9 protein-coding genes and 1 pseudogene are annotated in these 11,796 nt (G+C 62.8%); 5 read left to right on the plus strand and 5 right to left on the minus strand.

Features of this window, described 5'->3' with window-relative positions:
- Positions 1 to 6 precede the first annotated feature (6 nt).
- Together L6D81_RS24975 and L6D81_RS24980 are read right to left on the minus strand one after the other, a co-directional pair.
- Positions 7 to 2,814, minus strand: coding sequence for a multicopper oxidase domain-containing protein (locus L6D81_RS24975; RefSeq protein ID WP_236182334.1), 2,808 nt, complete (start codon positions 2,812 to 2,814; stop codon positions 7 to 9).
- Positions 2,815 to 2,972: 158 nt separating this feature from the next.
- Complete coding sequence (locus L6D81_RS24980) at positions 2,973 to 4,421, minus strand: sensor histidine kinase (protein WP_236182335.1); 1,449 nt, start codon at positions 4,419 to 4,421, stop codon at positions 2,973 to 2,975.
- A gap of 317 nt (positions 4,422 to 4,738) precedes the next feature.
- Between L6D81_RS24980 and L6D81_RS24985 the strand changes: the two genes are divergently transcribed.
- The 5 genes from L6D81_RS24985 to relB (L6D81_RS25005) all read left to right on the plus strand — a co-directional run bounded on the left by L6D81_RS24985 (position 4,739) and on the right by relB (L6D81_RS25005) (position 10,817).
- Positions 4,739 to 6,085 (plus strand): hypothetical protein, encoded by a 1,347-nt coding sequence (locus L6D81_RS24985; RefSeq protein ID WP_236182336.1) that lies wholly within the window; start codon positions 4,739 to 4,741, stop codon positions 6,083 to 6,085.
- 35 nt (positions 6,086 to 6,120) lie between these two features.
- Positions 6,121 to 8,355: an Ig-like domain-containing protein gene (locus L6D81_RS24990; RefSeq protein WP_236182337.1), complete on the plus strand. Its 2,235-nt coding sequence runs from the start codon at positions 6,121 to 6,123 to the stop codon at positions 8,353 to 8,355.
- A gap of 102 nt (positions 8,356 to 8,457) precedes the next feature.
- On the plus strand, positions 8,458 to 8,922 hold the full coding sequence (locus L6D81_RS24995) for a curlin (RefSeq protein ID WP_236182338.1): 465 nt from the start codon (positions 8,458 to 8,460) through the stop codon (positions 8,920 to 8,922).
- Positions 8,923 to 8,948: 26 nt separating this feature from the next.
- Positions 8,949 to 10,400 carry a curlin gene (locus tag L6D81_RS25000; protein ID WP_236182339.1) on the plus strand — a complete coding sequence of 484 codons (1,452 nt, stop codon included), beginning with the start codon at positions 8,949 to 8,951 and terminating at the stop codon, positions 10,398 to 10,400.
- A gap of 192 nt (positions 10,401 to 10,592) precedes the next feature.
- On the plus strand, positions 10,593 to 10,817 hold the full coding sequence (gene relB, locus L6D81_RS25005) for a type II toxin-antitoxin system RelB family antitoxin (protein WP_236182340.1): 225 nt from the start codon (positions 10,593 to 10,595) through the stop codon (positions 10,815 to 10,817).
- Here relB (L6D81_RS25005) and L6D81_RS25010 read toward each other — a convergent pair.
- From L6D81_RS25010 to L6D81_RS25020, 3 genes and pseudogenes are all read right to left on the minus strand, one after another.
- The gene (locus L6D81_RS25010) at positions 10,810 to 11,028 is read right to left on the minus strand and encodes a hypothetical protein (RefSeq protein WP_236182341.1); all 219 of its coding nucleotides are present in this window, start codon (positions 11,026 to 11,028) and stop codon (positions 10,810 to 10,812) included. The two genes, relB (L6D81_RS25005) and L6D81_RS25010, sit on opposite strands and share 8 nt — an antisense overlap.
- Before the next feature lie 94 nt (positions 11,029 to 11,122).
- Positions 11,123 to 11,315: pseudogene (gene relB / locus L6D81_RS25015) on the minus strand (type II toxin-antitoxin system RelB family antitoxin).
- A 72-nt stretch (positions 11,316 to 11,387) separates the two neighbouring features.
- Positions 11,388 to 11,768, minus strand: a complete 381-nt coding sequence (locus L6D81_RS25020; protein ID WP_236182342.1) for a DUF6124 family protein — start codon at positions 11,766 to 11,768, stop codon at positions 11,388 to 11,390.
- Between the last annotated feature and the right edge of the window lie 28 nt (positions 11,769 to 11,796).

Raw genomic sequence — 11,796 nt, forward strand, 5'->3', positions numbered from 1 at the left:
CCCGGCTCATGGTTTCACGGTCACTTGCGGGCCGACGCCATCGCCAGTGCGGAAGGTTGGCAGTGCAGCGGAGTTGACGTAGCGCACGCCGTCCCAGCTTGGCAGCGGTGTCGGCATCAGCTGAAGTTGCCCAGGTTTCTCGAGGTCCCAACGCAGCAGCATCGAGTTGTCCTCATGCTGGGTGTTGTGACAGTGCTCCATGTAGGTCCCGGCAAACTCGCGGAAGTTGATCGCCATTTCCACGCTGTCCAGCCCGTCGGCTTCCGAGCCGATCCGGTAGACGTCCTTGCGCGCCCATTTTTCCCATTCAGGCGGGGCCTTGCCGCCACGGCTGAGGATGATCCCCTCCTCGAAGTGCACGTGTACCGGGTGGCTCCAGCCCGTGCCGCCGGCCTTGATGTTCCACACCTCCAGGGTGCCGATGCCGCTGACCCCGGCGTCGGTCGGGCCGCTGGCCAGTTTGGTCGAGGCATTCAACCGGCGCGGGTCCATGTGGAAGCCGAAGCCGCCATCGGTCTTGATCGTCCACGGCGCTTCATCGGTACCGTCGGCGCGGCCGAAGGTGAACGTCCGGTGCAGCGCCTTGGCGAGCAAGGCCTTGTCGGCAGCGTTGTCGCGGTGGATCTTCAGCGGAATCATCACCATGCCTTCCGCCTTGCCCGGTCTGGCGGGCTCGTAGGCGGCCGGGTTCATCGACAGATCCTGGCCGGTATAAGCCTTGACGTTCAGTTGCAGGACCTTGCCCACCACCGGGTCGCCCCGGTCCCATTGCGGGCCTTTGCTGGCCTGCTTGATGACCGCCAGGTATTTCTCCGACAGCACGTCGGCCAGCGGGATCACTTCTTTCGGACCCTTGCCGTCGTCCTGGGCTTGCAGGTTGACAAAGAACAGCTTGTCGCCCGGTTTGATGCCGTTTTTCGCGAAGTTGACGATGATGTCGAACCGCTCGGCGATGCCCTGGGTCGGCAGAATCGCGTTGTGGTTCTGTTTGTCGCCGTCGGCATCGAGGTCCATCGAACCGTCGAACGGCACGCTGTGTTCCATGATGTTGCCGTCGTTGGCGATCATGTGGAACGGCACGCGGCTGTACGACACGCCAGCGTTTTTCGGCCCCGGGAATTCGCCGCCGCTGCCTTTGACTTCACGCACCAGGGCGAGCTTGAAGTAGCGCGACACCGAACCGTTGAGGAGACGGAAGCGATAACTGCGCGCCCGCACGTCGAGGCTCGGTTTCCATTGCCAGTTGACCAGCACCTGATCGCCGATGAAGCCATCGGTGTTGAACGGGTTGAACCACAGCTGACCTTGCTGATCCCAGGCCTTGTCGGCGAACACCAGGTTGACGTCGTAGTCGCGGTTGCCCCACGGCAAGGCGCTGCCGCTGGGAAAGCGCAGGTTGACGCCGTCGTTCACCGATTCGTTGCCGCGGTCCAGGGCGCTGTAGTAGTTCATCATCGCCGCGTTGCCCTTGTAGACGTTCTGCGCGGTGAAATCGAGCATGTGGTCGTGGAACCAGTGGGTGCTCATGGTTTCCCGGTAGTCGCCGCGAATCTTGATGGTGCCGTGGTCGCAGGTCTTTTTCGCCGGCTGCAGGTCGTTGACCCACAGGGTTTCTCCCGGCGCGCACGGGAATGCGGCGCGCGGATCTTCGGCCTTGGTGTTGATGCTGTCGTAACCGGCAAGCTGGATCGGCCAGCGATAGTCGTAGTACTGGCCGGGGAAGAAGAACGCGTTGGCATAACCATCGCTCTCTGCCGGCGCATGGCCGTTGTGCTCGTGAGTGCTGATGGTGTGCAGACCGAAGCCACGGTTGGCCGACGGATCGATCGGCAAGCCGTTGTAATGCCGCATCAACACTGGTTGGCCGTAGCGCACCATCAACAGTTTCGGTGGCAGCGTGCCGTCGAAGGTCCACACCGAGTTGTGGTTCTGCACCGGCATCGCCGGGTGGAAGCGAACGTCGACCCCCTTGGCCGCGCCATCCGTCGCCGGTATGCCCGCGACGTTGTGGTACAGCCCGCCGGGGCCGAACTCGCCGACCGCATAACCGTGCATCTGCCGACTGTCACGCAGCCCGCCGTTCAGGCGCGCGCCGGTCTGCACGGTCTTGTAGGCGACTTGCGGGTAGAACTCGTTCCAGCGCTGATGGGCCCAGCCTTTTCCCGGTGGCCGGCCTTCGGCAGAGGAGCCGATATGCCGGTTGAGGAACAGTTCGATCTGCGATTGCCAGGGGTTGCGGTCAACCACGTTGGCGTACTGGCTCGGAAATGGCGTGAGCCCCGGTTGACGCAGAAATGCATCCAGCGCCGTGCCGGGAGGCGCGCTGCGGGCGATGTTGTTCGGGTCTTGCGCCGGCGCCGGGCCGATGGCGGCTGGCGGGAAACTCAAGGGCGCTGCCGGTGTGGTCGGGTCGAGTTTTTCCGGGCCGAACTCTTCAAACAGCATCAGTTGCTGAGTGAACGGCTGAGCACCGTACAGCGGGCTCGGCTTGCCGTTGGTGGGGTAATTGAAACTGGTCTGGACGGTGGGCGGCAGAATGTTTTCCGTACGCGTCGTGTCCCGCGTGCCTTTGACCCCGTCGGGCAGATCGAAGGAGTCTTCGTTGGCTTCGGGCATCGTCAGGATCGCGTTGAGGGCGCCGGCGCGGTCCTCGGGCTCGTCGTAATAGGCCGACGGGTCGGACGCTTCCGGCTGATTCTCGTCGTCGATCGGGCTCGCTCGAACCCCGGTCATCTGGCCGAGGGTCAACATCAGAAAGACGCTCAGTGGCGTCAACAGGAAGCGTTTTTTGGGGTCATGCGTTGTTCTGTCCATCACCAACCGCCTCATCTAAGGAAGGGGTGATGGTGTTTTGCAATTACCTCGCCAAAAAATCATTTCCAGTTGTAACAGGGACTTGCAGGCGCTGTTGCATTCCCCACTCCCCGGTGACCGGGGCCTGACACCCACTGCTGGGGGAAGTTCACCCCGATTTACTGGATGAGCTGAAACGCCAGACGAACGGTGGTGCCCTCGCCTTCGCGGCTGTCCAGACTCACGCCGCCTCCGAAGCGCTCCATGATCCGTTTGACCAGCACCAGCCCCACGCCAAGGCCGCCCTGCTTGGTGGTGAAGAACGGCCGGAACGCCATGCTGCGCTGCTCTTCATTCATGCCTTTGCCGGTATCGCTGAGCATGACGCTCACGCCACGGCTGTCGCTCGGTTCGAGGGTGATGGTCAGCGTGCCGCCCTTGTCCATGGCTTCCAGCGCGTTGGCCAGCAGGCTGTTGAGGATCTGTGCGAGCTGTACTGGCTGGCTCAGCACCATCGGCGTCTGCTGGGGGTGAAACACCACCTGCACGCCGGCCTTGGCGATCTGTTGCTCGAACGCCATCAGGCTGTCGTGCAGCGCCGCCACCAGGTTCACCGGTTCAGGGTCATCGTTGAGCGGTCGCAACGATTGCAGCAGCTCGCGCACCCACTTCGACATGCGATCGACCTGGCCGATGATGTCCTTGATGTTCTTCTGCGCCGGCCCCGCATCGAACTCCAGCGCCAGCTCGGCACTGGAGCGGATGGTCGCCAGCGGATTGCGCAGACTGTGGGCCACCGCCGAAGACATCTCACCCAGCGCAACAAAGGTTTCGTTGGCGATCAGTTGTTTTTGCTGGGCCGCCAGCAGGATCGCCGCCCGCCGCACGATCCAGTACAGCCCCAGATAAATCAGTCCGCCGCCCAGCGCGGTGGCCAGCCAGATCAGCGTCAGGCCGCGCTCCATGCGGGCGATCAGGTCTTTCGGCTCTTTATAGATCTCGACCATCGCCGTGACGTTCTTGCCCTCGGCGTCGAACAGCGGGATGTAGTTTTCGATGAAGATGTATTCCGGCGGCACCACGAACTTCTGTTCTTCACGGGCCTTGTCCACATCGTGGTAACTCGCCGACACCGGAATCCTTTCATCGAACGCCCGGTCAAGGTCTTCGTCGGCATGAATCCGGGTGTTCATCAACGCGGGGTTGGTCGACCAGATCACGGTACGATCCGGCGCATAAATGTTGGCGAGGATCACGTCCGGCAAATGTTCGATGTGATCGAGAAATTCGCCCCGGGCACTGGCTCGGGCCGCCGGGTCGACATCGGGAAAGTCGTTGTCCTGACGCGGGTCGAGCAACTCGCCCATGGTGCGGATATTGGGGATCGAGACGTGGCGCACTTCCGCCGACGCGATGGCCTGGATGAACTGCGCGGTCAGCAGGGCATCGCGCTGCACGCTTTCCTCGATCACGAACCGTGTCGATACCGCCCCGAGCGCCACGGCCACGGTGCCGATCACCGCCATGCTGATCAATGAAAACCAGCGCAACAGGTTGAACGGCTGCTTGCGCGAGCTCAGCCGCTGGCTGCCCTCCTCGACCGGTAGCGATTGTGACTGCATGTTCATGGCGGCGACTTCCCGATACGTCCCTATAGGGTTATAGCCCACGGTTGGGTGTTTGTCCGGATGCGGGGGGTGAACGGCCCCACACTCAACCAATTTCCCGGTCAGGCGAAAACCGCCAAGCGTTCATGCCCCCACAATCCCCAATGCTGGGGACAGTCGCCCTATCAGGGCGAGCGTCCTTTTCTCCCATGCCCACCCTCGAACCCTTGCGCCACGGGCCTTTGCCGCCAGTTGGCCGATCGTTGGTATGGAAGTTGTAAAGCCCTCTGCAACTGACCCATCCCACGGGGCAGGTACTTTGCTAGAGGGATTAACTCATGCACCCTTTACTGTCCAAAACCGCGACCGTCCTGGTCGTGAGCGCCTTGGCCCAGGGCATTGCCCAGGCCGCTCTGTTCGCCGTCGATCCGGGTCCCTACACACCGGCCAATGGCGGTTTCGCCAGCTGGTATCAGGACAGCCACGGTCGCACTCTGGATCTGTGCCTGTCCAAAGCGCTCAGCTCCCGCGTACCGAGCACCCCGGGCGCCCCGTCGTACATGTGCTCGCTGCTGCCGACCCCCGGCGTGTTCGATGACGCGCAACCGATCGTGTTCCCCACCAACTTCCCCGATGAAGCGTTCTGGTTCACCGGCGAAACCACCATTGTCGATGCGGCACGCGGCATCGACCTGACTTACGTCAGCGCCGTCGAAGCCGCGTTCGCCGCCGAAGAGCCGGTGGAAGGCGATCAGGTCAGCTTCGCGCGAATCCGCATCCGGGTCGACGTGCCCACCGCCGGCACCTATGTCATCACCCACCCGTACGGCGTCGATGTGTTCACCGTCGATACACCCGGCCAGCGGGCCATCAACATGACCCGCGACATCGGTATCGGCATCCCGCAAACCTACGACGGCGCGCTCAAGGGTGACATCGGTCCGTTCCTGCGCAGCGTCAACGGGCCGTACACCGAGACCAACCCGTTGACCGGCGCGGCTGAACAGTTCGTTGGCGATCCGAATCTCAACGAGGCGGTAACCGGCAGCCCGTTCAATACCAACTACGTGCGCATCGAAGGCCCGGGCGGCATTGACCTGCGCAGCACGACCTTCGCCGTGTCCGGCAAATTGTCGACAGTGGTTCGGCCAACGCCTCTGATCACCGAGCGCAGCACCTACTCACGCAAGCCCGGCGAAAGCGCACCGGTGGCCCAACAAGACGTGTTCGTCAAAGCGCCGCCAGCGCCGGGCACCGCCGCCATCACCAGCAGCACGCCCGTCGTGAACATGACAGAAGCCGACAGCACCGGCAGCTGGTACGCGCAATCGGCGGTCAACCCGACCTTGCCGACCGTGCTGCAAGTGACCGCCGACAACCACCTGGCAATCGCCACCAGCTCACCGACCACCCTGCCCATGACGCTGACTGACCTGGTGGTGATCCAGCGCGCCGAGTACAGCCTCAGTTCCGGGCAATTGACCGTGGTGGCTTCGACCAGTGACGAAACCTCGCCACCGGTGCTCACCGCCACCTCCGACACCGGCGCCACCATCGGTGCGCTGGGCGGCGACGGCGCGGAGAAAACCCTGGCCACCGGGATCACGCCGATACCACCGGCCAGGGTTCGGGTGACGTCGTCCAACGGCGGCAGCGATACCGAAGAAGTGGTCATCGTGCAATGAACGCTCACATGCCCAGATCCGCATCAGGAGGCATCATGAACAAGTGGCCACGCTTCGCGCTCAACGCGCTCGGGCTGACAATCTCGCTGACCGGCAGTGCGTTCGCGCAACTGGCCGCCGTCGATCCCGGCCCCTACACCTTCGCCACCGGGAAATTCCCGATGTGGTACCAGGACAACAATCAGCTGTCGATGGAGCTCTGCCAGTCCCGCGCTGCCAGTTCGCGGGTGCCGGTCAGCACCCCGCCGGCGTACATGTGCACCCTGCTGCCGGAACCGGGCGTCTATGACGACAGCCTGCCGATGGTGTTCCCCGACAACTGGCCGCCGGAAGCTTTCTGGTTCCTGGCCGAAACCGCCATCCCCGACAACGGCGCCGGTTTCGGCGTGGACGCCTACGTGGCCGGGATCGAGGCGGCGTTCGCCTCGGAAAATCCGGCGGATGGCGATCAGCAAAGTTTCGCGCGGATCCGCATCCGGGTGAACGTCCCGGTGGCCGGCACCTACACCATCACCCACCCGTACGGCGTTGAAACCGTCAACGTCACCACGCCGGGCCGGCGGGCGATCAACATCACCAGGGACATCGGCATCGGCGCGCCGGGCAACTTCAGCGGTGCGCTCAACGGTGACATCGGGCCATTTCTGCGCAGCGTCAACGGACCGTATACCGAAGTGAATCCGGACACCGGCGGCATCGAAACCTTCGTCGGCGATCCGAACCTCACCGAAGCGGTGACCGGCAGCCCGTTCAACACCAACTTCCTGCGGATCGTCGGTCCGTCCGGCGCAGGCACCATTCAGACCAACCTGTTCACCGTCGCCGGCAAGGTCCTCGACAACCGGCAGCAGACCCAGGTCGCCATCGACCGCGCCACCTATCGCCGGACTTCGGCCGGTGTGCGCGCCGAAGTGTTCGCCAAGGCCGACAGCAGCTCGACCCTGTGCTTCCGCGAAACGGTAGCGCTGCTGCCCGGCCCGCCGCCGACACCTTGCGAGACCAGTCTGCTGGGTGACAACAACGGGCTGTTCTTCGGCCAGCGCCTGGGCACCGGCCCCCTGCCGTCGGTGGTGGTCGTGACCGCCACCAACCCGGCCGGCACGACCCGGCCGACGGCTGTCTCGGCCAAGCTCACCGACGTGGTGAAAATCCAGACCGCCCGCTACAGCTGGGCCAACCACAGCCTGCTGATCGAAGCCACCTCGACCGATGAAGTCACGGTGCCGGACATGGTTGCCCAAGGCTACGGACGCCTGTCGAAATCCGGCACCCTGCAACGCATCACCGTGGCTGACCTGACTCAGCCCCCAGCCACCGTCACGGTCAAGTCCGCCGCCGGCGGCAGCGACACCGAACCGGTGGTCGTGGTCGGCAGCGCACCGGACACCGGTGAGAACCAGGCACCGCTGTCCGTCGCCGACACCGGCAGCACCAGCTTCGGCGTGCCCATCACCCTCAGCCTGTTGACCAACGACAGTGACCCCGACGGCAATGTGCCGCTGAGCATCACTGCGCTGACTCAACCGGCGGCCGGCCAAGGCACCGTGGTCCTGAACGGCACCACGTCGGTGGTCTACACCCCGCCAGCCGTGGTCAACACTCCGCTGACCACCACCTTCACCTACAAGGCCCAGGACAACAAAGGCCTGGCCTCGGTGAACCCGGCGACCGTGACGATTACCGTCGCGCCCAACCAGCCACCGACCGCCGTCGCCGACAGCGTCGCCACGCTGGGCGTCGCGATCCCGATCAACGTCCTGGCCAACGACACCGATCCGGAAGGCAACACGCCGCTGGGCGTCGCCAGCCTGACCCAACCGGCCGTTGGCCGCGGCACGGTCAGCACTGACGGTACGGTGATCACCTACACCCCACCGGCCACCGTGACCACGGCCTTCACCACGACCTTCACCTACATCGCCCGGGACAGCTTCGGCGCCCAGTCGACGCCGGCGACCGTGACGGTGCAAGTGTCGCCACGGCCTGCCGCGGAGACCTTCACGATCACCACCTCGACCGTGCAGGCCCGTTCCGGCGGACGCTTCAACTGGGACTTCACCGGCACCTCGTCGGTGACCACCGGCAACACCATCACCGTGCAGGTCACCACCCCGAACGGGTTGGTCACGCTCGGCACGACGACGGTACCGGTCACCGGACGCTGGCGGCTGACGCTGAACAACACGCTCGTCGTGCCATCGGCCAACCCGACCGCCACCATCCGTTCGTCCCAGGGCACCGTTCGCACCGTCTCGGTGACCACCCTCTGAGCCCACGCCCCACCCAACCCACACCGCCTGGCGCGGGGTGGGTGGGGCTGACTCAACCACGATTTCAGGTTTGAGCAACACAAAACACAACAGGACAACACCATGAACACGCCGACCGCCGCCCTGCTTTGCCTGCTCGCCCTGTGCGTCAGTGCGGGCGTGCGCGCCGACGACCTGATGGAAAACGACGACCTGGCGCCCAACAGCGCCGATCTCGGCGAACTGCCGCCCCCCGTGGGCCAGCAAGCGCTGATCGACCAGAACGGCCAGGTCAACCTCGCGCTGCTGTCGCAGAACGGTCAGTCGCTGCTGGGCAGGATCGTGCAGTCGGGCAGCAATCAGGAGGCGTACATCCTGCAACAAGGCAGCGACCTGATGGCCCTGATCACGCAAACCGGCTCCGGCAACGCCGCGTCCATCACGCAAACCGGCAGCCACAACCGCGCGCAGATTTCGCAAAACGGCAACAACAACGACGCCAGCATCGAGCAGGCCGGCACGGGGCTGCAAAGCGCCGTGACCCAGTCGGGCAACGGCATGAGCGTTTCGGTCAAGCAATATCGCTAAGCACTGCAATCATCGGAGAGTTCATCATGTTCAAACTGACACCCCTCACCGCCGCCATCCTGGTCATGATCAGTGCCCAGGCCATGGCCGACGACAGCATTTCCACCCAGAGCCAGCTCGGCACCGCCAACATCGCCGATGTGAAGCAGACCCAGGCCCCGTTCAGCACCGCGACCCAGACCCAAGTGGGCCAGGGCAACAACGCCGCCGCCGTGCAGGACACCGCCACCAGCGTCATCACCCAGGACGCGGTCGGCGACTACAACGCCGGTTACGCCGAACAGCTGTTCGAAGACAACAGCACCATCACCCAACAACAGACCGGCGCCTTCAACACCACCCACGCCAGCCAGTCCCTCGGTTTCGGCGCCGGCAACCAGGCGCTGCAACAACAGCAAGGCACCGGCAACTTCTCGTTCGTCTACCAGGACTCGCAGAACGGCAGCGAAGGCAAGACCTTCCAGTTCGGCGACAGCAACGAAGCCAATATCGAGCAGCTGTACGAAGGCACCGGCAACAGTTCGGTGATCACCCAGTACGGCACCGCCAACTACGGCACCGCCGAACAAGTGCTGCACAACGGCGGCCAGATTGGCATCAACCAGGCCGGCGAAGGCAACTACGCCTACGGCGACCAGCGCAACGGCACCGGCGGCAACATCACCATCAACCAGTTCGGCAACCTCAACGGCACCGAAATCTGGCAAGACTCGCAACTGGCAAGCCAGGCCACCGTCAACCAGTACGGCGACAGCAACGAAACCGTGGTCGACCAGAGCTTCGGCGAAAACAACACCGCCGCCGTCACCCAGGTCGGCAACACCAACGCCATCTATGCCGACCAGTTCGAATCGGTCAACTCGACCCTGGCGCTGTACCAGGTCGGCAACGGCAACGTGCATTTCACCTACCAGAACGGCGACAGCCACACCCTCAACGCCACATCGGTGGGCAACGACAACAAGGTCTACGCCAGCAACTGGAAAGGCCCGCAGTCAGGCGGCCAGTTCGGCAGCAGCCAGCGCGCCACCGTCACCCAGGCCGGCAACGGCAACATTGCCAGCTTCACCCAGGACGGCATCGGCCAGATCATGACCACCCACCAGACCGGCACCGGCAACAAGACGACGGTCAGCCAGGCCGATTCCTACAACGAGCTGTACTTCGATCAGAACGGCAGCGACAACATCCTCATCGCCGACCAGCGCGGCACCACCAACCTGGTTCAGGGCTCGTCGAACGGCTCGGGCAACAGCGCCGAGTTCGACCAGTCCGGCACCGGCAACCAGGCGTACACCGCGCAGCTGTACGGCAGCGACAACATGATCACCGTGAAACAGACTGACACCATGAACGTGGCGTATGTGACCCAGGGCGGGACAGGAAACTTCGCCAATGTGGACCAGAGCGGGATGACACAGACCGCGACCATTCAGCAGTTCGGGTCGGCTAACCAGGCGACGGTGTTGCAGCAGTAAGTGTTGAGTGTTGGAAAACCGCGATCTTGAGGTCGCGGTTTTTTTTGCGCTGACGCTTGAGTGGCGTCCTACGGAAAACGGAACGTTTTCAGAAATTCAGGGAGTTTTCTGACGAATTCTGGCGGTTGGCCGTCGGAAGTGCAGGCTCTAGGATTTGCCGGGACAACTTGATCCCCATGGAGCTTGGCCTACATGCAATTCATCCAGACAGCGACGACAGCGATACCGTTCGACCCACTGTGCCCGGTTGTTTCGGATCTTGATCCCGAGGAGCAGGCTGCGAGTTACGACCGTTGGTTTCGGGCCGAAGTACAGGCCTCTCTCGATGATCCGCGTCCGAACATCCCGCATGACCAGGTGATGGCCGAGATACATGCCTTGATGGAATCGATGCGCAAAAGGGCTGATGCTAATTGAGATGAAATATACGACTTATAGCGGCTCGAGCCTTCTTGCCGTCTGCCTCGTAAAGCCCATGCAACAAAGCCTGATCGGTTAACCGATGGAGACGGAAATGATTGTAGAAGGCTTGTCCCAATCGCTGATTATCAAAGGAACCCATTTCCCACAGGCCCAAGAATTCTGCATAGGTAGCGCTGTCGATTTCCCGTGGTGGTGAAAGGTCCATGCGCTCCTCAAAAATAGTTAGTCGCCAGGAAGCATTAGCGTAGCCAAAATCGGTATTGCGCTTTTCTACTTTTCACCTTGCCAACGCAAAGCACTCACCCCGCCTCATGCTTTCTTCGTTTGTCCTCCATCAGGGCCGACATTTCAGCCATCACCTGCGCATTCGGAATGCTGGGTCGTGGGTCATCGATTGAAGCCTGTACTTTGGCACGCAACCAACGGTCATAGCTGGGGGGCCTGCTCTTCGCTTTCGAAGTCTGAAACGATGGTGGAGATCAGGGGATCCATGGTGGCTCCAGTTTGTATGTGAAAAACGCGACCCCGTTGCTGGGTCGCGTTTTTTATTGGGGACTTGCTGGATCAGCCCTTCAGCTCGACGTGATCCAAGGCCTGATTTACGGCCAGTTCACCCAGCATGAGGATCTGCGCGATGCCCAGAGCGGTCTTGCGGTGGGCGGGGTCGAGGGTGGCGGCGAAGTTGTTGAGCATTTCGCTGGCCGAGCCCAGGGATTCGCTGGCGTTGGCGAGCAGGGATTCGGTGTTGTAGGCCGGGTTGGCGAGGTACATCGGGGCGGGTTCGTTGACGCTGCCCATGATGTGGGCGCCGGGGCAGAGGTAATGGTCCAGGGCGCGCTCGGCGGCTTCGTGGAGTTTTCTGGAGTGGGTGGAGGTGTATGGGGAAGTTGGGTCGCTTTCGGAATGGGCTTGGTTTTCGGGTGGGTTGGGTGTTGGTTTCTTCATGATCATTTCGTTCTCATTGATAGTTGCA

Origin of the sequence: Pseudomonas sputi, from assembly GCF_021603585.1 — a bacterium.
In the GTDB taxonomy this organism is placed as follows: domain Bacteria; phylum Pseudomonadota; class Gammaproteobacteria; order Pseudomonadales; family Pseudomonadaceae; genus Aquipseudomonas; species Aquipseudomonas sputi.